This window comes from Massilimicrobiota sp. An142, from assembly GCF_002160725.1.
Classification (GTDB): domain Bacteria; phylum Bacillota_I; class Bacilli_A; order Erysipelotrichales; family Coprobacillaceae; genus Allocoprobacillus; species Allocoprobacillus merdigallinarum.
The window spans coordinates 19101-44987 of sequence record NZ_NFLD01000005.1; the positions used below are offsets into that span (position 1 = coordinate 19101).

22 protein-coding genes are annotated in these 25887 nt (G+C 33.9%); 4 read left to right on the top strand and 18 right to left on the bottom strand.

Annotated elements, in window-relative coordinates; all coding sequences use genetic code 11:
• Positions 1–84: 84 nt before the first annotated feature.
• From B5E87_RS03190 to B5E87_RS03200, 3 genes are all read right to left on the bottom strand, one after another.
• On the bottom strand, positions 85–801 hold the full coding sequence (locus B5E87_RS03190; RefSeq protein ID WP_055237700.1) for a flavodoxin family protein: 717 nt from the start codon (positions 799–801) through the stop codon (positions 85–87).
• A 3-nt stretch (positions 802–804) separates the two neighbouring features.
• Positions 805–1377, bottom strand: coding sequence for a TetR/AcrR family transcriptional regulator (locus tag B5E87_RS03195; RefSeq protein ID WP_055237701.1), 573 nt, complete (start codon positions 1375–1377; stop codon positions 805–807).
• Positions 1378–1579: 202 nt separating this feature from the next.
• Positions 1580–1957: a TnpV protein gene (locus B5E87_RS03200; protein ID WP_055237704.1), complete on the bottom strand. Its 378-nt coding sequence runs from the start codon at positions 1955–1957 to the stop codon at positions 1580–1582.
• A 313-nt stretch (positions 1958–2270) separates the two neighbouring features.
• Here B5E87_RS03200 and B5E87_RS03210 point away from each other — a divergent pair, with 313 nt between their 5' ends.
• On the top strand, positions 2271–2468 hold the full coding sequence (locus B5E87_RS03210) for a hypothetical protein (protein ID WP_087243507.1): 198 nt from the start codon (positions 2271–2273) through the stop codon (positions 2466–2468).
• A gap of 229 nt (positions 2469–2697) precedes the next feature.
• Here the strand turns inward: B5E87_RS03210 and B5E87_RS03215 are convergent, their stop codons facing one another.
• From B5E87_RS03215 to B5E87_RS03285, 15 genes are all read right to left on the bottom strand, one after another.
• The gene (locus B5E87_RS03215) at positions 2698–3585 is read right to left on the bottom strand and encodes a Clp protease N-terminal domain-containing protein (protein ID WP_158095538.1); all 888 of its coding nucleotides are present in this window, start codon (positions 3583–3585) and stop codon (positions 2698–2700) included.
• A 102-nt stretch (positions 3586–3687) separates the two neighbouring features.
• Entirely contained in the window at positions 3688–3768 is an 81-nt protein-coding gene (locus B5E87_RS15670; RefSeq protein WP_087243599.1) for an SHOCT domain-containing protein, read from the bottom strand.
• A gap of 171 nt (positions 3769–3939) precedes the next feature.
• Positions 3940–5136 (bottom strand): restriction endonuclease subunit S, encoded by a 1197-nt coding sequence (locus B5E87_RS03225; protein WP_087243509.1) that lies wholly within the window; start codon positions 5134–5136, stop codon positions 3940–3942.
• Between the two features lie 4 nt (positions 5137–5140).
• Entirely contained in the window at positions 5141–5830 is a 690-nt protein-coding gene (locus B5E87_RS03230; RefSeq protein WP_143746872.1) for a nucleoside 2-deoxyribosyltransferase, read from the bottom strand.
• 8 nt (positions 5831–5838) lie between these two features.
• The gene (locus B5E87_RS03235) at positions 5839–7413 is read right to left on the bottom strand and encodes a type I restriction-modification system subunit M (protein ID WP_087243511.1); all 1575 of its coding nucleotides are present in this window, start codon (positions 7411–7413) and stop codon (positions 5839–5841) included.
• 2 nt (positions 7414–7415) lie between these two features.
• On the bottom strand, positions 7416–10328 hold the full coding sequence (locus B5E87_RS03240) for a type I restriction endonuclease subunit R (protein ID WP_087243512.1): 2913 nt from the start codon (positions 10326–10328) through the stop codon (positions 7416–7418).
• A gap of 520 nt (positions 10329–10848) precedes the next feature.
• Positions 10849–11301, bottom strand: coding sequence for a hypothetical protein (locus B5E87_RS03245; protein WP_087243513.1), 453 nt, complete (start codon positions 11299–11301; stop codon positions 10849–10851).
• A 138-nt stretch (positions 11302–11439) separates the two neighbouring features.
• A complete protein-coding gene (locus B5E87_RS03250; protein WP_087243514.1) occupies positions 11440–12249 on the bottom strand; it encodes an Ig-like domain-containing protein in 810 nt (269 codons plus the stop codon).
• Between the two features lie 93 nt (positions 12250–12342).
• A complete protein-coding gene (locus B5E87_RS03255) occupies positions 12343–13680 on the bottom strand; it encodes a hypothetical protein (RefSeq protein ID WP_087243515.1) in 1338 nt (445 codons plus the stop codon).
• A 103-nt stretch (positions 13681–13783) separates the two neighbouring features.
• Complete coding sequence (locus B5E87_RS03260; RefSeq protein ID WP_087243516.1) at positions 13784–15598, bottom strand: single-stranded-DNA-specific exonuclease RecJ; 1815 nt, start codon at positions 15596–15598, stop codon at positions 13784–13786.
• On the bottom strand, positions 15595–16107 hold the full coding sequence (locus B5E87_RS03265; protein ID WP_087243517.1) for a hypothetical protein: 513 nt from the start codon (positions 16105–16107) through the stop codon (positions 15595–15597). The genes B5E87_RS03260 and B5E87_RS03265 overlap by 4 nt, the downstream gene beginning before the upstream one ends.
• Positions 16108–16206: 99 nt before the next feature.
• Positions 16207–18453 carry an SF1B family DNA helicase RecD2 gene (gene recD2 / locus B5E87_RS03270; RefSeq protein ID WP_087243518.1) on the bottom strand — a complete coding sequence of 749 codons (2247 nt, stop codon included), beginning with the start codon at positions 18451–18453 and terminating at the stop codon, positions 16207–16209.
• A 40-nt stretch (positions 18454–18493) separates the two neighbouring features.
• Complete coding sequence (locus B5E87_RS03275; protein ID WP_087243519.1) at positions 18494–19126, bottom strand: hypothetical protein; 633 nt, start codon at positions 19124–19126, stop codon at positions 18494–18496.
• A 143-nt stretch (positions 19127–19269) separates the two neighbouring features.
• Positions 19270–20280, bottom strand: coding sequence for a ParB/Srx family N-terminal domain-containing protein (locus tag B5E87_RS03280; RefSeq protein WP_158095539.1), 1011 nt, complete (start codon positions 20278–20280; stop codon positions 19270–19272).
• Positions 20273–21235, bottom strand: a complete 963-nt coding sequence (locus B5E87_RS03285) for a ParA family protein (RefSeq protein WP_087243521.1) — start codon at positions 21233–21235, stop codon at positions 20273–20275. Before B5E87_RS03285 ends, B5E87_RS03280 begins: the two co-directional genes overlap by 8 nt.
• A 2493-nt stretch (positions 21236–23728) precedes the next feature.
• Here B5E87_RS03285 and B5E87_RS03290 point away from each other — a divergent pair.
• The 3 genes from B5E87_RS03290 (at position 23729) to B5E87_RS03300 (ending at position 25869) form a co-directional block, all read left to right on the top strand.
• A complete protein-coding gene (locus B5E87_RS03290) occupies positions 23729–24385 on the top strand; it encodes a 3'-5' exonuclease (RefSeq protein WP_087243522.1) in 657 nt (218 codons plus the stop codon).
• Between the two features lie 3 nt (positions 24386–24388).
• A complete protein-coding gene (locus B5E87_RS03295; protein ID WP_087243523.1) occupies positions 24389–25099 on the top strand; it encodes a hypothetical protein in 711 nt (236 codons plus the stop codon).
• Positions 25100–25242: 143 nt separating this feature from the next.
• Positions 25243–25869 (top strand): hypothetical protein, encoded by a 627-nt coding sequence (locus B5E87_RS03300; RefSeq protein WP_087243524.1) that lies wholly within the window; start codon positions 25243–25245, stop codon positions 25867–25869.
• Positions 25870–25887 lie beyond the last annotated feature (18 nt).

The window sequence follows — 25887 nt, forward strand, 5'->3', positions numbered from 1 at the left end:
ATTTTGAGCAAAATATTTGATATATCACTCACTGATTTATCATTTTCACATCTGCCAGTAACCGAGATTTCGTTTTGCCCCACATTATTTCCACGGTCTGCCGCTGTCAAGCCAACCTTGCTCCGCCCAATACTTTCCGTCAAGGTATTCAGGGTCTGATTGATGTATGGATTGCTGCATCATACGGCAGACGAGAAACTTGAATTTCGTAATCAAATTTGTGTGTGCGGGCTTTGTATAATCTATATGAGCAAACTTTCGGGATAGCTTTTGAATCTTTCCCGTAAGCTCGGCTTGTTTCTTTTGGGAAAGCTTTTCCCAAACAATATCGCTCATCAAAGCACCAGTAAATATCCCGATTTTAGAAATTCCCCACCAAGATAAACTATGCTTCATATCTTTCGCCGCAGATTTTGTTCCACTGCCTAAGCATTGCGTTATAATTACCGCACGCTTTCCAAACATTTCAGGAGCAGGACGGTGCGGTATCCAGCGGTAAGCGAAATGGTCAAGAAATGCTTTCATTGCTCCCGTAGCGTGAAACACATAGGCAGGGGATGTCATTACAATCAAGTCTGCTTCCAAAAGTGATTTGTCAATTTTCCCAATATATTCTGCGTCCTTGCAAGTGCTTTCACCCTTTAATGTACAACTCAAGCAACCAGTACAGAAGCTCGGACAGTCCTTCGGAAGATAGTATTCTGTAATATTCGCTTTATCCTTAAACTCTGCTAAAAACATCTCTTTCAAACGGTAGGTAACACCGTGTTTTTCTGTTCCGTTTATCACTGTTATATTCACTCTTTATACCTCCAAAATATCATGTAAAACTTGTGTATGAAAATTCTTGCGGTTTTCTCTCTTTCTAAGGTCAATCCCCAATGTTTGCGATATGATTTCGTATCGCAGAAACATTTGCTGCATAACGGTAATCAAATACAGCGTTTTTCGCCTTATCGCCGCTTCGTCAAGGTCAGGACGGCAGGCTGCAACAAGCGGAAGATATGCCGCATAAGTTCTGTAAGTGTTGTCATTTTCTTTCGGTGACTGCATATCGGTAAGAACAGAAATTTTGGAAATGGCATAATGTTCAAACAGAAAATCAAGCGTCATATTGCCGAGATACTCCAACTTCTCAAAAGGAGTAAAACCGTCTGTTTTCTCTCGTATATTCTGAAAATGCTCGACTGTTCCGTTTATCATACGCTCAATACATTGCTCGATGAGTTTATCCTTGTTTCCAAAATGATAATTTACAAGTCCTAATCCAACACCTGCTCTTTTGCATATCTCACGGACTGTAACTTCTTCTAAATGCTCCCCTTTTTCCTCAATGAGTTTAATCGTTGCCTGTATGATTGCTTCTTTATTATCCACACTATACCTCCTATTGAACGACGTTCAATTATATTATACTGAACGCCGTTCAAAAAATCAAGAGATTGCGACAAACAAGTGGAGATATAACGATTTTCGGTGTCAAAACGCCTTGTTTAAGCAGATAAGAGAGTAAAAAAATAGCGGGTAAGGAGTTTATCCCTACCCACCACAATTTTACGGTTATATGCGTTATAATTCTTTAATTGTAGATGATTTCCTTATTGACAAGCTCCATCGCACACGCTCGAATGTTATTCATTCGCCTCGTCCACTCTAAGCCATTTGCCGCTTTAAACTGTTCAGTCACGCCCTCACGCTCCGCCATCTGTTCTACCAACCGAAAAAACATTTCCTCTGCCTGCTCGTCAATATCAGCAAGATAGCTGTTCAGCTTGCCGCTTGTGAGCAGATTAGTGTAGATTGCTCTTTTATGCTCTCGCAGATAGCGTTTGTGCCTCTGCCCCCATACGCCGATAGGCTTATTTTCTTTTTCGGCTGGTAGAGTAAGGCAGGGGATAAAATAATCCCCTTGCCGTACATAAGTGCCGCCCATTTCTTCAAAAATTGTCTTTGCCATTGTCTGTTCCTACCTTTCGTATTGATTATTTCTAAAGCGTGTGCCACGCTGTTTAGACTGTCTTGCCTGTTCTAACAGGCTGTCAATCTGTCTGCTGCCGAGCTTTCAAAAATGCTCTGCGCTTGGAAAGAACAGGCGGACAAGCTATCTTCCGAGGAAATCAGCAGGGAAGAATACGACAACTGGCGTTATTACTATCCGAAGTTCGATACCACACAAATCTGGGCGAAAGTTCCCTCAAAGGAGCTTAGTGACGCATTAGTCGAAGCATTCAAAGACAAACTCACTGACTAATAAACAGGAGGATATAATAATGATTTCAAGGCATGACGAAGAAATAATTAGTGAAATTGCTGATTTCAACACACTAACTTTAGTAACCACTGCATATACCCTATACGAAAATCTATCCACCAAAAAGCCAATATCAAAGCGTCAATTTTATCAAAAATTTGGAGATAATCTTCAAAGTTTCAAGAAAATATTTGCTGAAGATACTGACGAAAAATAATCCTTGAACGCCAAAAAAGCCCTTAGCTATGAGTTACTACCCACAGCTAAGGGCTTTATAATATGGATTTATTTTGTCATACAAAACCAACTCTAAATCATTCTGTAACCCGTAAACCACTGGATTGCAAGAATAATGGCTCTTATATGACTGTTATCAAATTGTTATCAAAAGACCTCTCGAAATGCCGTAAACTCGCATAAACACTGGGCTTTTACGACTTCTCAATTTATTCCCATTCAGTCGTAGCAATGATGAACTTATGCTTCCCTTGTGTCAAAATAGGCTTCAGTATTTCTGACAAAGATGTACTCCCTTCACTGCTTCCTGCCTGTGTTAAAGAATGGGCTTCATCAATGAATACGATAAGTTTTTTTCCTTTGACTGCTTTCAAAAATCTTTGAATCTTCTCCTCAAACTCTCCTCTATATTTAGTACCAGCCACAGTTGCTGTCACATCTAGATTGACAATTTGGTATCCTTTGAGTTTTTGGGGAGGATTGTATCGAATCAGTCTAGCTAATTCTTCTACAACGGCACTCTTCCCTACCCCAGCCTTACCAAGAAGGGCAATATTGGCCTTATCCTTGCATGATAAACCTATAATCATCTGTTTAACTTCTTCGTCTCTACCAAGAATTGTCTTGGTTTTGGCTGGTTTGATGATTTCCGTGAATGATTCACAACCTTTTATAACCTTTAATGAACTTTCTTTTTCTCTTAGTTTGTCAACAACTTCATCAATATCGACTCCCTCTTCCTTAAGGATTTCTACAGAGACAGATTCTGACTCTAATAATGCAACGCACAATTCATCAATGTTTACTTTAGCTTTTTTCTTGTTTTCTAAGGCATTATTGAGAATCTTTTTAAAAACATCACCATATTCTAAATAGAACGGCTGTACTTCCTTTTTTGGGAAGAAATATTCTACCCTTTTAGCAAAAGATGTATAATCAACTCCATACTTTTTTAATTCCTTTGTTAATAAGACATCCATTTGTAATAGAGCTAATAGCAAATGGCAAGTGTCCACTCTTTCGTGTCCTTTATCGAAACAGATGGATTCTGCTGTCACAATTGCTTTTTGACATTTTTCATCAAATTTATCTAACATAATATTCCTCCTTCTAATAAAAAAGACACGCATTGCGTGTCCTGTGTTCGTTTATGATTACATGTATATTATATCACAGTATTATATATAATTATTCAAAAATTATAATCTTAGTAGCTCTTGTTTCTTTCTATTAAACTCTTCTTCAGTAATTATTCCTTCGTCTAATGTTAGACCATGTATTTTAGATTAAATTATTTGACATACAGTACGTGTCTTCGTATATGGTTTGTCGCCCCATATAATCCCTTAGAAGTATAGGCTCGCCACCCAGAGCTTCAACACCACGTTTATGAGTCATGAACTTTTTTATTCAATTTTTCTTTGAAGATTATTTTACCATCATTCATTTGATTATACAAACATCTGTTGTAACAATCCTTTTTTAAATTCTTGCCATTTTTCAAGAATTTCCTTTTGTTTTTTAATAACATCATCCAAATAGCTAATGCAATTTACAATCTTATCCTGTTCTTTTTCACATGGTACTTGACATTTAATTTTTGCAAATGCAGGGAATTTTAAATTCCATGTATCAGATGTCAAGCCTTGTGAATAACGTTGAAAAAGATGTAACATTGATAATTGCTTGAAAAATATTTCGAAATATTTTACATTATTACCTGCCTTTGGGGCAACAATTGTATATGCTGGACTTACAATACCATCATACTCAGAAACACCTTCGGCTCCTTGCCACATTCTCATTGTATTATAAGCTAAATCATTCTTCTTTACGACTTTATAATTTGACTTGTTCTCTGAAGAATTATTTCTTTTATCTGAATCACTTTGACGAATAACACCTTGAGCAATAGTCACAGATAATAATTCTTCTCCACCCACAGAACGTTCAGTGCGTTCTACAAAAATATTACCTAACGTTTTTTCTTCCCAATCTGGAAAGTCATTTCCATCATCTGCTTTGAATCGTACTTCCTGATTGAAAAGTTTCTGCATCACACCTTTTTTACGTTGTTCCCATGCCTCCACAGTTGCCTGTTGTTTTTCAATTACCGTATCAATTGCGGATAAGAAATCAGCGATTTTTTTTTGTTCAGGAAGAGAAGGAATTTTTTTTGTAATTTCAGTAAACTGAGAATAATGCACTCTCAGTTTTTCAATCAAAGAGCCTGTAGCTATTGAATAGTAATACTGTAACATTTTAGGGGTAATAAGATAATTCTCCCAAAATGCTAATGTACTTTCATTTTTTAATGAGAAGACATCATAATAACCATATACACTTACAGCAAACTTTTCATGATTTACTTTCAATGCGCCAAATCTTAAATTCATAGGATTATATACAAATCCATTAGGTGGAACAATTTTATAATTATCCCCTTCTTTTTTTACAAGGAATTCTCTCTCATACCTTTCTGTTTTTGGTTGTACACCTGATTCAATGGTTATACTATATAAAGGATATTTTTCTTTATCTGATGTTTTTTCAGAATGAGTTGTAATAAAATTACCAAACTTTTCTTTTTCCCAATCTGAAAAAGCACTTCCATCATCCGCTTTAAATCTTAATTTGGGTGTCTGCATACAATCACCTCTTTCCCAGCCCTAAACTACAGATTTGTTCAGCCAGTAATCTTGATAAATCACTCTCGTCATGCCAACTAATGGTTTGAATTTGTTGAATATCAAAATGTCTATTTTTAAAATCTGTGTCTCTACATGTAAAAATTACTGTTTTTCCTAACGCTTTTGCATAACCAGCCTCATAATATACTCCTAAATTTTGAGTCGTTAAATCAGCTATTAAAAATTTACAGTTATGAATATGTTCCAACATTACATTATAAATGTTCTCACTATGACAGTCCTTATCTAAAAAATACGGCTCATTGTCAGTTTCTAACAAAGCTTTTTTTATTCCATTTCGAATCATAGATACACAATTACATTTTTCTTCATTCATAGGCATAGAGACAAATACTTGTCCTGCTGCATCATCGGTGTAATCCACAACAGGAACTTGAATTTGTTTCTTACAAATATCAGCAATCATTTTTAACTGGTCTTGCGTTGCATGATTTACCATAAAATCGTGTAATTTACTTAAATTCTTAGAATGTACAGCAGAAGGTGCTCCAAAAAATTTTTCTGATGGAATATTAAACCATGCTAATACATCTTCAATTACACCGTGTTTTCCCCATGTATAATATTTATCATCTGCTTCTGCATATTTAGCAAATTCAGTAAAAATCATTTCAGCATTCAATGTTTTCACCACCCATCTTATAATCCCAATTCTTTCAAGAATCTCTCAGCCTTATCAATCGCTGCTTTTGTTTCAGCATCCAATTTCTGAATATCCGCCCTTACGGCTGATAAGTCCACTGGTTCTTCTTCTTCAAAAGTATCTACATATCTTGGAATATTCAAATTATAATCATTTTCAACAATTTCACTCATATCCGCTACATGAGCGAACTTGTCAATATCCTGACGTTTCTCATAAGCATCAACAATTTTATCGATATGTTCCTGTTCTAATGTATTTTGATTTTTTCCCGGTTTAAATTCTTTGGAAGCATCAATGAACAAAATATTTCCAGAATTGCCATTGCGTTTACTTTTTAATACCAGTACACATACCGGAATTCCAGTACCATGGAACAAATTTGCCGGAAGTCCAATGACAGCATCCAATCGGTTTAAATCTTTAATGATATACTTACGGATTGCTTCTTCCGCTCCGCCACGGAACAAAACTCCGTGTGGTAATAGCACAGCTACACGCCCATCTTCGTCATCCATATGATAAATCATATGTTCCACAAACGCTAAATCTGCTGCCGATTTCGGAGCAAGTTTACCAACACCTGAATATCGTGGGTCATCTTCAAACTTCTTATCAGAAGACCATTTCAAGGAATATGGTGGGTTGCAGACCTGTACAGTCATTTTCGTATCACCGAACTTATCATCTGTCAGCGTATCCCCTTTATAAATATCGAAGTTCTGCCAATCTACACCATGCATAATCATGTTCATACGAGATAAGTTGTATGTAGTAGCATTCTTTTCCTGTCCATAGAAATGACCGACTTTTCCAGTCGTCAAATGTTTTTGAACTTCTAACAGCATGGATGCAGAACCACAAGTACAGTCACCAACCGTTTTGGCTTCATCTAAACCTAATGCAGCAAGAGTAGCACAGAGTTTAGACGGTCCGGCAGGAGTAAAGAACTCTCCTCCTTTCTTTCCGGCATCACTGGCAAACAGTCCAATCAAAATCATGTATGCTGTACCCAATACATCAAACTGAGAATCTTGCAGGTCAAAATCAATATCTGATACACGAACCATTACTCGACCAATCATATCGGTTCTATCAGCTACCGTTTCGCCAAGACGGCTATCCTGCAAACGCATATCATCAAACAATCCATCAAACGCTTTATTAGATTCATATCCCATTGTAGAACCAACAAGCTCACTGATTGCTTTTTCAAAATCTTCTACACTGAACTTGTCAGCATCATCTCTGAATTTCGTAACTTTACGAATCAGATTACGGAATAAATTTTCCGGTCTAATGATATATCCAAGCTTTGATAAAGACCATTCTTCTACAGCTTCTCTATAATCATCATCTGCAAATGCTTCCTCATATGTAATTCCATCATTTTCTAAAATTTCAGCCATATAAAGCTCTGTACGCTCAGACAAATAACGATAAAAAATTACACCAAGAATATAATTTTTAAATTCACTTGCATCCATTTGTCCTCTTAATTCATTTGCAATCGCCCACAGCTTCTGAGAAAGCTCATTTGCCTGAGCCTGATATGTATTTTTATCTGCCATATTTATTCACCTTCAGCTTTGTATTTTTTATATGTATCCTGAACAAAAGACTTTACTGCTTTTGTCAACTTCGTCATTTTCAACAATCCTAATTTATATGCAGTCAAACGTTTACGAATATCATCTTCCGAAATCGTCCCGCTAAACACATAAGCAGAAAATAAGTCTGAAACAATGACAAAGTCAATTTGATTATTAAATGCAAAAGCCTCTATATCTGCCTGCATTTGTTCCTTTTCAAATTGTTCAAATGCCTCCATTACATCAGCATCTTCTGGCAACTCGTAAAAACGAGTTAAAATAAATTCTCGCATTACATCTTTTTTGAGACGTAATGATTCATTATCAGAACGTTCAATTTCACGTAAAATCAAATCCACATCACGCTGCTTCTCTTCTTCGGTTTTAGCATGAGATTGTGCATTCTTTAATAAATTCAAAATATATACAACATTGATTCGGTCTGTACGAACCAATTCAATGTCAAAGTTTACATCCACAGGCACAGGAACCGTTGGATTAGGATTAACTGTCTGGTCTTTATAATACAGATACCAGCTTTTAAATCCTTCATATTCATTTTCATCCATAACAACAGCTAAGTCATCCCAAGTAAACTTTGAAAAAGTTTTCAAAGTAGCAAGAGTTTTTGCCATTGAACGGAATGCTATAATGAACATACGAATCTCATCTTCTGATTTCAACTGACCTGCCTCATCTACATTTTTTGCAATCTTTCTCAATGTAGGTTCTTGATTCACCCATTGATTCAAATAGTATTCATAATTTTCCAATAAATACTCATTCGGGTCTCCATCACCGGAAAATAACGTCAAAGCATCGTCCTGCCACTGTTTGATATTACGATAACTTACAATTTGACCAAATTGCTTTGTTGCCTTATCAACACGATTCGTACGACTATAAGCTTGTACTAATGAATGCCAGACAAGATTCTTATCTAAATACAATGTATTTAATGGTTTGGCATCAAATCCTGTTAAAAACATATTCACTACAAGCAGTATATCCACTTGAGGAAGGTCTTTCTGCTTTAATCTTTTAGCAATATCTTTTCTGTATGAATCAAATGTATCAAGACCAAAAGCTGTACCATACAGTTCATTATAATCATTCATACAGCGTTCCAAAAGCTCTTGTGAATGTTCATCAGCTCCATCATCCATATCCTCATTTGCCTGATAAGAAAAGATAGCAGCAACCTTTAATTTTTTATCAATTGAAGCATTTTCATTCAGCTTCTTAAATTCATCATAATATTTTCCCAAAGTTTGAATGGAATCCACCGCAAACAATGCTGTATAAATATCTTTCCCTTGCGGATGTACATGCTGCTCATGATGTTCCATTATATGCTCAGCTATCTTCGCTATACGCTCATCATCATGATACAAAGCATTCATATCAATTTTGTGACGTTTGCAATACTCTGGGTCATCTAACTGTTCAGGGTTAATTCCTTTCACAGAAAGATTTCTCGCAAATATCGTTCTCTGATATTCCACAGAAAAGCGAAGTACATTTCCATCTGCAATTGCATCTTTAATCATGTACTTATGTAAACAAGAGTCCAACTTTTCGCCTGCATAAAATACATCTGCTGTAGTACGTCCATCTGCACCTTTATTTTTTTCAAAAATTGGGGTTCCAGTAAATCCAATATAATTTGCTTTTTCAAAATGTTTCTGAATTTGAGCATGCATCTTTCCAAACTGGGAACGATGACATTCATCGATAATAAATACAACCTTTTTATCTTTATAAGCATCCATTACAGAAGCATATTTAGGATTTCTTACAGCATTTGCCATCTTCTGAATTGTTGTAACAATCATCTTTTTCTCTGATGATTTCAACATATTGATTAACACATACGTGCTATCTGTGTTATCTACACAGTCTTTTTCAAAAGAATTATATTCATCAACTGTCTGGTCGTCTAAATCTTTTCGGTCAATCAAAAACACCACTAAATCCACCCTTGCCTCATCTCTAAGAAGCTGAGCCAATTTAAAAGATGTCAGTGTTTTTCCAGAACCTGTACACGCAAATACGTATCCATTCTGATTTACTTCCAACACACGCTTTTTAGCAGCCTTAACTGCATAAATCTGATATGGTCTCATAACCATCAATACTGGTTCTGTAGTCTTAATAACCATGTATTTATCCAACATCTCAGTCAAAGCTGTTTTGCGAAAAAACTCTCCGGTAAAAGTATTCAAATCATTGATACGTACATTCTTCTCATCCGTCCAAAAGAATACCAAAGACTTCAAAATTGGATTGTAATGACCATCTATCATTTCATTTTCATTACAAAAATATTTTGTCTGCACTGAATTAGATACAACAAAAAGCTGTAAATAACGGAACAATCCTTTAAATGAAAATTTACGATAACGGTTAATTTGATTGATTGCCTCGTTAATTTCTACACCCGGTCGTTTTAGTTCGATTTGCACAATAGGTAATCCGTTAATAAGTACTGTAACATCATAACGATTTTTATATACCACATCATCTTTATGTGCTTTATCCATCGTAACTTGATGAGTTACCTGATAAATATTACGGTCTGTATCAGATGAAAAGAAATCAATGTATACAGTTTCCCCATTATCTAATTGTAAGACATATTTATCTCTCAAAATTTTTGCCGACTCATATACCGAATGATTATCAAGATGTATCATAATTCGATTAAACTCTGCATCTGAAAAAGCTACCGGATGACCTTTTTCAGCCAATTTCCTTTCATTGAATTTTGCAAGTTGAGCACGAAAATTGTTAATCACATCATCATAAGAATTCATTTTGATAAAACGATATCCGATACCTTCTAATCGGTCTATAAAAATATTTTCAACATCATATTCTGAAATATGTGACATTTGCATCTCCCCATTTTACCTTTCAATTTTTTAGCCAAATGATAGAATCATAATAAACTAATTTGATATAGACTACCAACATTTGTTAATTTGTCTTTTTTCTAGTATTTTGGATGCAAAAAACATCCCTTTTGAACAATTATTTATCCAATTTTAGTGTTTTCAGCCTAATCTTAACCTATGACTTTACATTTTTCCAAAAGTGGTTAAAACAGTTATCTTATCTTTTCATAATTTTATTTTAACTTAAACAGTCTATATCTACATATAAGTATATTATAACAAATATATACATTTCTTATATTCTTTTACAGGAAGTAGCACGGATTTTTTGTTTTATTACATTTTTCGTATTATGTAATTCTGTTCTTTGTTGTTCTTTTCTTGTATCCATTCTCTTTTCCCCCTGTTGCCTTATATTTTATAATAATTTACGATAATTCACAACTTTTCTTATGCTAATTCAAACTAAAAAAAGATTACTCATAGCAAAATTTTGCTATCAATAATCTTTTTTGTACTAATTTAATAAAGCGTCATCTTTAAATTTCTTAAGAGCCTCAATAATTGACTCCAGCAATTCCCATTTACCATCCGACATTATATAAAGAATACAATTGGTAACAACCATGATATCACACAAAAAGACATCACCATCATATTCGATATCACGATATTCGATTTCTTCATCTACTTCACTTTTTATCACTTCTTTTATATAGATTTCTCTGGTCTCTTTATGATTTTGAGCCTCTTTACTAATAAATTCCTGTTGTTCTGCAACATATCTTAAGAAAAAACCAATATCATACAAATTATTTAATTGTTCATCATCTATTTCATTTAAAGTTTCACATATTACCTCATGCAGATTAACGAGAGCCATCATGCATCCTTCTGCAGAGATGATTGGACATTCCATATTGATTGTTTCACTATCAAGCTTAAATCTACTCTCTAACTTAACTTCCATTTATCCACCTCCAAAAAAAGATGTAACAAATGCTGTTTTATCAACATCTTGTTACATCCTTTTATCATATCTATTATATCATATGTTTAAATTTAGCTTATATTTTGCATATAAGAAGATTTTATAAAGCAGGTATTCTTATAAGACTATCAATGTAAAAGTGGCTGAGACGTCATCTATTGAAGCCTTAACAGTAGTTGTACCTTCTTTGACTGGTTTGATTTTTCCGTTTGATGAAACAGTAGCAATGGTATCATCTTCTATCTCAAATTTTATTTTATCTGCATCTCCATGAACGTCTGGAATGATTGTTGTGGTTTGATTTGTTCTTAATGTTAATGTATTATTTTTCAATTTAAAATCGATTTCGGCATTTTTAATATTGACTGTTGTTTTTAATGTAGATGTATTTTGACTTTCATCTGTAGCGTTGACAATAATATCGTATTGACCAGCTTTGTTATAATCTACTTTACTATCATCTATTTCTATAGTAGTTTTAGATAAATCCTTAGCACCAAAGGCTTCACTCAAATCAATATCTTCACCAACATAACATTCTAAATCATAATATTGTTTGATTTCTGGTTCTGTAGTGTCTTCGACATTAACAGTAAATTCTAATGTTTTTTCTTCATTGTCATCTTTAAATGAGATTTTAGCAGGATAACTTCCTACTGATGAATAAGCTGTATGACCTTCTGTATTTAAATCCATTTCAAGTTTTGCAGTTTTTAGAGGATTTCCTTGAAGTTTTGCCTTTGCCTGATTAACAATGACATAATCATATACAGAAGTAGATACTCCGTTTCCATATTCGACATTAAAAACATCTTCTTTTAAAGATAATATAGGCCCAGACTCGTTGATTTTTTTGTTTATAAAAATTATTCCTCCAATGGTTGCTACACCTATAAAAGTTGTAATAATAATATGTTTTACTTTCATCTCCTTTCTTTCCTCCGTTTTTTATTTTCGTATAAAGAATATTTTATCACATAAAAGAAAAAAGAGACAAAACTGTCTCTTTCCTTTCAATATCTAGTATTTCGTAATATTCTTTTCCAAGTCAATGATAAACACTGTATTGCTGTCAATAGCCTGCATAACTTTCTTCATCTGAGAAGTCGGAATTGCTACACATCCTCCTGTGTAATGGATACTATTTGCACAATGAAGGAAAAATGCAAAACCCTTTCCTTTTATATTAGATGTATTATAGCTGAAGGCTGCAGCATACTTATATTGAGAAGAATAATCAATTAAATGCTCGTCATTTTTTTTACTACAATGATGTTCGGTTACATCTTCATCGACGAATTGATTGTATAATGTTTCTCCACACCAGTAATCATTGTTATCAATTCTATGATACGGAAGCTGAGTGCCAGGATTTGGTGATATTCCCATTAATTTTGTAAAAGTATATTGTCCAATAGGTGTTCTCGTACTGTTTTCACTTCCTGTTCCTACTCCAGCCTTACCAAAATCAGCTGTTGTCTCTAGAACTTCCTTCCATTTTCCATTCACCTTCTGATAATAAGTAAATGTTCCTTGTCTTGATGAACTTGATGGAGCTGATGCAATCATGATTTTCGAATAGCTTTTAGCAACTTTTAAATTTGCTACCCATAAATCATTTGACGATGAGCTTGATGAACCAGATGTTCCTGATGATGTTCCGGTATTACCTGTTCCTGAGCCGTTTGATGTTCCGCTGTTTGATGTCCCATTATTTTTGTTTGAAGAGTTTGACGACGAATTACCTGTCTTATTGGATGTATTTGATTTTTGAGTAGATTTATTACTAGTCGTTTTCTTTGATGTTGTTGATGTCTTCTCGCTTGTTTTCACAACTTTCTTTTCTTTGACAGTCAATTTTACTTCTTTTTGAGCAGTATTGTTATATTTATCTGTGGCTTTGACCTTCACTGTATAATTTCCTGCTTTGTCATAATTCACTTGACTATCCTCTACTTTGATTTCTACTGGAGATAAATCTGTGGCCTTAAAGATATTCTTCTCTATCTTCTTTCCGTTTTCTACAGTTAAAGCAGTATTCTTATCTGTAAAGACTGGAGCAGTTGTATCCTTGATATTCACCTTGACTTTCATTGATTCCTTATCATGAGAAAGTGACAAAAAATATTCACCTACAGAAGGATACTCTTTTCCTTTCTCATTTTGAGGTATCCCTTTCATGACTGTTTCTTTGAGATAATCATCACTGTTGTCCAAATAATTTTGCACATCTGTAGGAATGACTTCTCCATATTCAAAAGTTAATTCTTCTTTTTTTACATTCATTTGTTCTTGATTACAGCCACACAACATTGAAAGTGTCATAGTAGCTACAAAAAGCTGTAAATATTTCTTCATTTTATTCCTCCTTACAACAAAAAAAGATGTGTAGCTTTGTACACATCTCCTTCGTATATATTTACATGATTATTTTATCATAAGTTAACATTCTATGGAAAATCTACGCCTTGTCTACTTCCAATACATTGTATCTTGCTCCAACCCCATTAAAATCAGTATATCCGACTTCAATCAGATAATTGACATTGGCCTTTTTATCCTTCTTTCTTTGATATGTTTCGGCACGGATTTCTCTAGCTTCATTTTCTGTGACACTATCTCTTTCCATGATTCGCTGAACATTATCACTCATTGTAAATGACTCTTCATTACAAATCGGTTTAACATTTTTTAATCCTCCAAACAACCACAATTCTAAAGCTGGGAAGGATTTCTTTCCATGGTCAAAGACCATTTCATATTGCGTCATTTTAGCGTGGTTAGACTTGTAATAGAGGTCAATTCTTGATACATTGAAACTCATTTTTGCTATAGGCAAAGGCAATCCGTTTCCAAATGGCTTCAATTTCTTAATCTCTTCTACAAAAGCCAATCTTTCCTTGCGATTATGGATTTGAACATAAGTCTTTTCAATAACCTTACCTTGTTCTTGCTTTTCCACACTCTCGCAAAACTCTTGTTTAAACTCTTCCAAATTTTCATCCAGCACGGTCAACCCTGCTGCATCGGCATGTCCTCCATATGCATATAGCAAATGTTTTCTGTCATCAATGTCTTGAAGAGTATCATACAAGTTGATAAGCGAGTTTCCTCTTGCTGAACCTTTCCAGGCCTTTTGACCATCCACCATACAGTCTGTCATGACTAGAGTCGTCTTATTATTTTCATTCATGTAAGCACCAGCCAAAATCCCAATAATTCCCTCATGGATTCCTTCTTGAGCAATAAAATTGACTGATGTTGATTCATCAAGATGGATTCTTTCCATAGTCTGTTTTTTGATGTCCTTTCTTTCTTCATTTAAAAAGACAATAAATGAGCAGGCTCTTCTGGCATCTTCTTTATTATCAGTCGTTAAGAAATCAACTGCCAACTTAGCATCATGTAAACGTCCAACAGCATTGATGGCTGGCGCAATGGAAAATCCAATGGACTGCTCATCAAATGTTTCCTGATTCACTTCCTGATAATCCATAAGCATTTTAAGATGCCAGTCGGGTTCAGTCTGGATAGACTTGATTCCATCCTTTAACCATTTTCTATTCTCATTGACCTGTGATAAGTCTTCATCAGCTGATGCAATAGGCATGACGTCTGAAACAATGGTCAAAGCTGAAAGCTGTAATAGGTATTTTCGAAGATTGTCTTTCTTCTTCTTTAAAGCCTTGCTATTATCCAATAACAAGCTTGCAACCTTATATGCAACCTGTGCCCCACTGATGTATGGGAATGGATATGCTCCAATTTGAGGATGCACGATGAGATTGGCATTTGGCAAGACTGATGATGGTGTATGATGGTCGGTAACGTATACGTATAACCCATTCTCTCTTGCATAGTCAATAACCTCATGACAGGCAATTCCATTATCACAGGTTAAGATAGCCTTGATATTATCATCTAGAGCCTTATCTATCATCTCCTTGCATAATCCATACCCATTTCTGATACGATGAGGGATATCATAATCCACTCTGGCATGAATGAATGTTAAAGCAAGGTATAAGATAGAAGTTGCTCCTACACCATCCATATCATAATCTCCCATAATTCTGATTTTTTCATTGTTTTTGATGTGAGTTTGAAGAGCTTCGCATAACTCTACACAATTATCCAATAACTTTGGCGAATGCAACTCACAGGGGTTGTAGAGAGTTTGGATGGATTTTTGGGAGAATCCTAAATGCGTTAACCATTCATCCATCTGCACATTGTCTACAAGTCCGCTTGTTTTATCTAATTCCTTCCAGTTCATCTTGACTCCTCCTTTATGATTCTTTTGAGTTCTGAAGCGAATATCCAGTCGGGAAGTTCATAGTGGACAGTATGTCCTTTCCATGTTCCCTTTGTAAAGTTAATATTGTTGACAAGTTTAATTCCTGTCATGTTATGTAAAGCAACATCTTCTAGATTCTTTGTATAGTCATCAAGCAAGTATAACTCATGTGAATTATCACTTGAATTCATGTAATGGCTCTTTTGCTTGCCATAGGGAACATAGATTCTATCTTTTTTATCAATAAACGGTAGATATTTATCAACAAGCTGATTCTTTTCTTCCAGAATGTAATCTCTGTCCAGACATGATGACAATATCTTGAGTTTCACATCTGGATTCTCTTTATGGAAAGTCTTAATCCCTCTAATGACATTATCGAATGGATAAAGTGATGAGAAAAAGCCTCTTTCCAGTATTTCATCCAGTGATGCATCCTTTTTAAATTCAAAACATGTTCCATCTAAATCTATATATAATGTTTTCATATCTTCTCTCCTTTCTGTAGTGACATTATTTTCATTTATCCATGACATTTTTTTCTTTTCGTCTTGTATCTTGTGACAATATTTTCTTTTGGTCTTGTATTAGATATCATATTGCTTTAGCAGTTCAGTCAACATGGTATTTCTTTTTCTTTCCTTGTTGTCCAATGCATGTTGCATCATATCCTTTTGACCAACAATAAAAAGTTCGTTTTTGTTTCTTGTCATTCCTGTGTAAACAAGACGTTTCTTTATCATGAATCGGTGTAATCCATCCATAAGCATGATAGAGCACTTATATTCAGAACCTTGAGTTTTATGAATAGTCATAGCATAAGCCAAGCGCAATTCATCGAAGTCTTCTCTGAGATATGTATGCTCCATTCCATCATAATCCACAACAATTCTATCTTCATTGCTATTCTTTGTATCTGAGTAAATACAATCAATCACATTTCCAACCATACCATTGAACAGATTAAATTCTGGATGGTTCTTCAGTTGAAGAACTCTATCCCCTACCCTAATGATTTTCTTGAATCCAACTTTCATTTCAGGCTTGTCTTCATCATAGGGATTTAATATAGCCTGTATTTCCACGTTCATGACATCACAGCCAATATCACCTTTATTCTGTGGCTCCAGCAAGCAGACATTTTCAACACCCCACTGTGTCACTTTCTTGAGATAAAGCTGTAACACTTCATCTTTAGTCGCCTGAATATCACTTTCTGGTGTTTCAATGAATGCAAAATCTTGAGCATCAGTTAAATCTGGTACTCTTTCCTGAAAGTTGAAGTCAAGAGCTCTTGGCAATGTTGTACTCCCATCAACAGCTCGATAGATTTTTTCAAGGATTGTTTTTGGAATATAGTCTACATCAATCAAATCCTCCAAGACTTGTCCTGGGTCAACAGATGGTAACTGGTCCTTATCACCTGTCAAGATAACAACAGTATCTGAAGAGATAGCTTTCATCAGTCGTTCAAAAAGAACAATATCAACCATTGAAAACTCGTCGACAATCAGCAAATCAACCTGCAAAGGATTATGTTCATTGAATTTCCATCCCGTTTCAGGATTATATCCAAGTAATCGATGGATTGTACTTGCTTCCATTCCAGTGGCTTCTGACATTCTTGTAGCAGCCTTTCCTGCTAATGCACATAACTTAATGTCGACATGTTTCTTGCTGTTTTGGAATATATAACAGATACAATCAATCAGTGTTGTCTTTCCACTTCCTGGTGGACCAGAAATAATGGAAAACTGATTAATAGATGAGCGCTTGATTCCTTCTCTTTGCTTGTCAGCCAACTGAAAACCTTTCATTGCCTCATATTGTGCAATCATTTCATCTACTTTGCTTTCTGCAACTATTCTGTTTTTGCGGACTGCAGTCGCAACCATCTGTGCAACATTATTTTCTGCCTTGTAGATATATGGCAGATAAATGACAATATCTGTTTTCTTCAGCCTCTTATAAATCTTTCTAGAATCCAGCATCTTAATGATTGCCTCTCTGATAAGCGATTCATCTACATTTAATCCTCTCTCAGCCTGAACAATTAGTTCTTCTAAAAGCATGTAACAGTCACCTGTATATAGTTTTGCTTTTAGCAAAGCTATGATATATGCCTCTATTCTTCTTAAATCCTCCTTTGAATAGTTATAGTATCTTAAACCAATCCCATCAACAGTCTCAAAAGAGAATCCGTCAACATTAATCAATTGATAGGGATTATCATCTATGATGCTTGATGCATTTGTTCCCCAGAGTTTTAAGAGTTTTAACGCTGAGTTTAATGAAACACCAAAACGAACAAATTTATAATAAAGAGAATCTATCGCCTGGTATTTTTTCTGTTTTTCAAGAGCTTTGTCAATGGTTTTCTGTCCAATCCCACTTACATCCTTCATATCCACTCTGAACTCCTCAATGTTTTGTTTGAAGGTGTTGATGGCATTTAGTGGGTTGCTATCATAATAGTCAATCAGTCTTTCTGCTCTTTTAGGGCCGAATAGAAATGCCAGCATTGACGTTGCTCCTACGATGTCATCATCAGCTCTGATAGCATAAGTGAAATGAAATTCATCTTTCCCATTCTTTCCTTTCTTCCATTCTCCAATAAATTCCAGATAATCACCTACAGAATGATGATTTGTTTTACCGACAGCTTTGAACTTCTTGTTTGTCAATGGGTCTCTAACGTTTAAAACACACCATAATAGTTCATCTGCTTCTAAAAAGCCTTTGGGTACTATCACATAATCAATCCATCCTCTGATTCTTTCTAAATTCTCCTGACTCTCCATCTTCTTTTTTATAATTCTTTCTTTGAGTCCCATTATAATCCTCCTTTTAAAGAAAGAGGCCTAATAGCCTCTTCTAATGATTCTTGATATATGCAAGATAAATGAATTCTAACATGGCTACGAGTCTTTCTGTTCTGACAGGGACAGATACTCTAGCTGTTTTCCCATCTCTTGTTTCTGAAACACCAATCATCCAGTTTCCTTCACGATTTCCTGGAGTGACTGTAAATGTTCTTTGGAATGCCTTCCCTTCAAATTCGGGTTGTTTAAATTCACTAAAGACTGCTGAAGCGAATTTTTTCTTTCCATCTCTCATGGCTTCTCTTTCTGTTGCTTCTAAATCAAAGATATAGCCTGACGTAAAGGCCCATCTTAAGTATAGTAAATTCTTAAAATCCAAATAGTAAGGGATGAACGCCTTTTGTTTGTTGGATTCATCTAATTCGACGAAGTTCATATGAACCTTACAGTCCATACCTGCATCATCATCAACCAAATTAAATCCATCCTGTAAAACTTCTAGGAATACATCTCCTCCTGTTTTTCTTTGAGCATATACTTTATCAATTTTCTTAGCATATTCTTTCTTATCTTCCTTTTCTTTGACTTCAGTTTTAACTTCTGAACTCATAGTTTTAGGAGTATATGTTTTCATTTCTACTCCCTTGTTTTCTTTGTTTGCTTTTGCTTTGTCTTTTAATCCCATAGTTTTCCTCCTTTAAACAAAAAAGACACACCTCATGTGCGTCTTTTCTTTCGTATATGATTTACATATATATTTTATCATAAATCATTATTTCATTGTAAAGATAAATAATAATAATTTGGTCACTAGTGACCAAATTTCAGTTAGTCAGCAATTTTGGATTTTAGAGTATTTAAAACTGTTTCGATTTCCTGAATACTATCTAGAATTTCCTTTCTCTCATTTTCATCCACTGTTATTTTTATTCCATCCATTTGTTGTACCTGTTTTTTTATCTTATCAATGTTCTTGATTGCTTCAAATCCTTTCATTCGAGAAACCTTTTTTGGTTTTGATTCTTTGAAAGTCTTCAGATAAGCCTTGAATTCCTTGTCTGTCATTTTATTAGATTTTTCTAAAACATTTTTCTGCATCTCAAGAGGCATATCAGACACTATAAGTGCCTCACTTTTTGAAATATATTCTTTTTCATAATATTGTCTCAACATTGGATGTCCGTTGTAGATTTTGTAATATTGTTTAATTGCTGTTCGCCCGAAACTATACCCCATATCCTTAAAGGCGTATTGTATCTGTTCAATTTTTTCTTTTTTAGGATTGAAAGATACATAATTTCCTTCATCATCTTTTTCAAATATAATATCAAAGCAACTAAACAACTCATCTAGTTCAATTTTTCTGTTGTATGCATTGGTTTCAACAATAACTTCTTGAATTTCCTGCTCAGTTGTTCCTAAAGGTAAAACTGTACACCATACCTGAGAAAAACGCTCTGCGACTTTTTCGTTTCCTTCATCAATTGCAGAATTATGAATATTTGTAATAGCTTTAAAACGTCTTGAACCAGCTTTGATTTCATATTTCCCAGAAGGTTTACCATCCTCATTTTGTAGCGTCAGAATAATGATGGGTTGTAACTGTCCTAGTTTTTTTATTGATTTTTCTAGATAATAAGTCCCTTTCACTTTAAATGGATTAGCTGTGTTATCGACCAATTTATCTAATGTAATATATCTCGCATTTAATCTGGTTGTTTCAGCTAATGTTTTTTCTATATTATCGGCGTCTATTGCCATTCTTTGTTGAGGTGAAAACAAACTTGTGCTATGTTGGCTTTTACCCATTGAATTTATCGACTTTCTCTGCTTAGCCATTGCTTTCATCTCCTTTCTCGTTTTCTTCATCTTGTTCAATGATTTCTTTTGCTAAAGAATATATGGCTTGTCTATATGATTGCCAAGCTTTGCCATTTTGTTGAACAGCAATCTCACCTGTTCCTGATAACTCTTTTAGCTTCAAGTTTCTTGGTATGATTGTTTTAAACATGTGAAGATTATTGTTACTAGCATAATCTGAAACCTCATCATAGGTTCTCTTGTCAAAATTCGTTTTTGCGAATTCATTGAAAAGCACCCCTCTTATTTTGAACATAGGAAGCACCTGACCTAAATCCTGTAAATTATCAAGAACCATATCAATTCCTAATGTACTTAATTGGTCTGTAATTGTTGGGATAATAATAGAGTCACATGCTAATAATGTACTAGTTACCAAGTATCCTAAATTTGGTGGACAGTCAATAAAGATATAATCATAATCATACATCTTCTTGATTCTATTCACAATCATAGCTAATACTGCAGTTCCATATTGTCTATTTTCAGGCTGTATAATAAAGGCGTCAGGTGGAGCTGCTGAATATATAAGTTCTGCTAATGATAAATCCTTACCAACGCTTGGAATTAAATCAAAGTAGAATTCCGTTTCTTTATCTTCCCATTGAATAGTTCCTTCTTTTCTTTGACTTTTTAGATATGTTGGGCGTATGATAGTTTCTTCAAAATCTTCATACTCAGGCAATTCCCCGAACCATTGATATTTTTGTTCTAAATACCCTAACGTGCTGACTCCATCATCAACCTCAACTCTTCCGTTTTCCTTAATTGACATATTTGCCAAAAAGCTTAATGAACATTGGACATCGTTATCAATAACCAACACCTTCTTATTAAAATCTCTACCTAACGTCTCCGCTAGATTTATGGTTAATGTGGTTTTCCCGACACCACCCTTTGAATTATACATAGTAATAACTTTTGTATCGCTCATTTCTTATCTACCCTTTCTATTCATTAAATAATTATAGCGAAATTAAATTATATAATCAAACCTTTTTATATAATATAGACTGATTAAAAAAGTGACTTTTAGAATTTTTTTAGATATTTGCGATTTTACAAGGAAACACATAGAAATCTTCACTTAGCGTATTCCTTACTATAACCTATCCAAACTCCATATATTAAAAATGGTCACTAGTGACCATTTTTGTTTATTATTTATTTATTGCTAATATTGATATTATCCTTGCTATCTTCTTTAATATCTTTTTAATGTATTTGATTTGTACTTATTGGATTTGGTCACTAGTGACCATTTTTGAAAACATCATTTTCGCGCCCTCTGTCATTTATGACAGTTTCTATCTATACCCTATATAACTTCATATTTCATATCGCATACTTGTATAATATTGTTTCTTGGTCACTAGTGACCAAATTGAATTTATGAAGAATAAAGCATTGACTTTTAAAGGACTTCTTCCTTATGTCATATAAATTATAACTTTATATTCTAGGACGATTTTTTATTGTTTTATAAGGTTTTTCGATAGGTTTTTTTTAGTATTTTTCTCTTCTCTATATTTCTTTGGTTTTTTATACGTTTTATTCCATTTTTCTTTAGTTTCTATAATCATCTATCAATAATACCCCCCTATTCTCGTCCCATTCAAACCCTACTCATCTCCCATTAATTCAAATGTATTTAGATAGAATTTGAATAGCTTATTCATTTAGACTCATTATGTATTCAACCCCTATTTATCTTCTATCCAACCTCCTTCATCCTCACAATTCATATTCTCACCATATCTGTCGATATCTTTTTCTCTATCCTTTATCTTATCATATCCATACCACATCATATATGACGAGGATTGAGATAGAGTTTTATTAGGATTGTATATAAACACTCGTCTCTACTTCTTCACAAAAGAAAAGAGATGAAATCCTATCATTCCCCTATCTATTCCCTACAAGCTCAAGCTATACTTTAGTTGATATCCAGTAACGTTGTAGAGTGATGATAGAATATGGATAGAAAGAAGTCGCTTCTGTGCTAATTATTACCCTATACAAAAAGAATCCACACCTATTCATATCCTATCCAATTCCCCATAAATAAAGTAATGCTTTATAAAAGGATATTGATAGAATTGAAATAGTATATCTATAAAAAAACTAATCATAGACTTTACAATTGTACATAATCAATCCTATTTATAATCTATCAAATATCCTATACGTATAAAGTATGATGAATTGAATATAGCAAGGTTTTAAATAGATGCTGTGATATTTCTTTACAAAAGTCGTGATTAAAAACCTTTCATAATCTTTTACAATTCCTTCAGAACGAATCAGGAGTTGAAGGAATAGAAAAGAATTATAAAAGAATCTATCTTCTTCCCTCATTCTAAAATGACTCTTTTCATATCCAAATATCTACACCTTGTACCAATCTAAACCCTATCCAAACTCATTCAAGAACTCATTACATTATGAAAAGTTAAATTTAGATTTTGGGAAGGATAATATCCAGCTAAATTATTGCTAAAGTATAACTTGAGTCATAGAAGAATTCTATCAATAATCTTTCAAGCTTCTTTCAGAGCTTTTATATAAGATAGGGTTAGTAGAGATAATGGATTTTGATAGATGATGGATAGTATTTAGCTATGACATATAAAAATTATTATTTTATCAAAAAAGAAAATCCTATCAACACTCTATCATAATCCCTTCAATCTCAATTCATATAAAGTATAGCTTTTGTTATAAAAAGAACAACCCCTCATAAATTCCATTCATCTCCCATTCTGAATATAAAAATCTTATCGCATAGAAATAGTTTTAATAGAAGATAAAAAGAATATGAGGAGATTAAATGTACTTGGTATAAAATTATCAAATACCAATGTAACACCATCTAAACTCTTTTCAAAACAAAAAGATAACGATATCAGTTGAATAAGATAATGATAGAAGTAGGAGGGATGTGCAAAGAATCTTAATACACCATCAAAACTCTATCAAAAGCCTAATGATATTGAATTGTAAAAGTTTGGATGATGATAGACTTTAGATGGGGTTGAAAGGGTTAAATTGATGGAAGGGTTTGGAAAGAATGTGGAAGGGTTCATATGAGCCTAAGAATAGGATAATGAGGGATATAGATAGACTCGTATTGGAAAAACAGTAAAAAAATACGATAAATCGCATATTTATCAAGAAAATAGTATTTTTAAGGAAAAAGAGGGAAAACCAATTAAAAACTATCAAAAAACCAATAAGAAATAGGATAAAACTTAAAGTTATTATTCTTATTGTATAAGGAAGAAGTCCTCTTAAAGTCACTTTCATCAAACACCTAATTTATCCATCACAAAGAAGAATATGATACAATAGATACGTAATCTAATACGAATGGAGACATGTCATCGGCATGTCTCTTTTTTTGTAAAATTAAAGGAGGAATACAATGAAGAAAAAGAAATGTCCAGTCTGCGGTGCATTACTAGACGAGGACAATGAATTAAGATGCAGTCGCTTTCCCATCTGCACCTTTCAAGAATCTACAAACACAAATCTAGAAAGATATATCATGTATGACCTTGAAACATCAGGATTTAAGGATAGTGACCATATCATAGAAATTGGAGCTATTTATGTAGAGGATGGAAAGGTTGTGGATGGGTTTGATAAATTATGCAACCCTGGAATTTTCATCAATCAGAGAATCACTCAAGTAACAAACATTACAAATGATATGTTAAAGGACAAGGAGTCTGAAGAAAGTGTACTGAAGGAGTTTATCGAATGGGTCCACTCAAAGAATACAGACGTCTGTGTCGGTCATAACATTGACGCGTTCGATAACAGAATGTTAAACGCAGCATGCAAAAAATACAGACAGCAAATGCCATTCCATAGAACACTAGACACCCTCAAAATGGCAAGGAATCTAAAATTAAAGGAAAGGGGGGTAGTCCAAGATTATAAACAGGAAACATTGGCAAATGAATATTGTCATTTTACATATTCAGCCCATAGAGCAATCCAAGACGTAGAAGCATTATTTAGAATTTTTGAAGTTTTAAGAAAGGAATATCAACAACTTCCAATTATCAATATCTGATAAATGGGATTAAAACAGAAGTGTCTAAATAATGCAAAGAAATCTAACTATCTTGGAGATAAATGTTTTGAAGAAACATCTATGCACTATCTAGAGAACACTCAGATATTCAAGGACATGAATATTAGAGAAATCGTTCATGATAGAGCAAGACAATTAAAAGGTATTGATGCTATAGGAAGCATAGGTAATGATAGTATCAATGTCGATGTCAAGGCTATCGCATCTCAATTAAATACATTTTGCTTTGAAATAAGTGGTAATGTATCAACAAATCAGGTGGGATGGCTGATTAATCCAAAACTAGAAACAACACATTATCTGATTGTCTATCACACAGTGAAAGGAGCTGAAAGAAATTACAGATTAGGAAAAAGAATTATGACAGTCAATAACGTGATAGAAACAGAAGCGTTGTTAATAGAAAAAGAAAAACTGAAGTCATTCATTCAAAAAGAGTTAGGACAGAATCTTGATAGTGTTGTCAAGGAAATCAGAAAACAGGATTTAGAGGGTAGGGGAGTTGTAAGATTCAATAAAGAAATGAACGTAGTTAAAGGTACAGTGAATCAAAAAGCTTATCCTACAATTTCTCTAGGTTTAAAAGAACAGCCTATCAATGTGGTTGTCAGAAAAGAAAGCTTAAAAGAATTAGCTGACAAGCATTGGATTATAGAAGATGAAAAGAATTTGGTCACTAGTGACCAAATCTAAAATTCACTTATTATCTTGCTAAATAAACATGATTAACTTTCGCACATTAAAGAAAATATATGATATACTTTATGTGTAAATATTATACGAGAAGAGATTCATGTAGCTGTGAATCTCTTTTTTATTTGAAGGAGGAAAATTTAATGCCAAGTTTAAGAGGTAGAGCAAAAGCTAAAACAGAATCACAAGAAACAAAAGGAACTAAAACAGTAGATGTAAGAATGAGAAAAGTAGAATTTGAAAAGAATCCATCACTTAAAGCATTCTTTAATGCAACAGTATCAGGTTATCCTGTATCTACAAAAGTAACATTTACTGAAAAAGAAGATGGTGACGATTCTATTTATGGAATTCTATTCCAATCTCAAAAAGGTAAAGATGGTAAATATTATGACCATATTCACCCTATTGACAAAGAAACAAGAACCATCATTGTCAATAACTTGTTATCAGCTTTTACAAAGTTTTTTGAAGGAGACGAAGATGTCACTATTGATGAAAATGATGTAAAGGTATCACAAGTTGTAGAAAAAGGCAACTTTAAAGGTCAGCTTGGAGACGCTATTATTGAAACATCAAGACCTATGGCGCTTCAAAACTTAGAATTACATCAAAGTAAAGATGGTAATTACTATTTAGCATATCCAGGTCGTAATTATAAAGATTCTAATGGTGAGTGGCAAAAAATGCCATATTATTGGCCACAAAAAGATAGTGATACGACACAAGCTATCTTAGAAGCTGCAGTCAAAGAATATGAAAAAGCTTAGAGCTAAATAAACGATAGA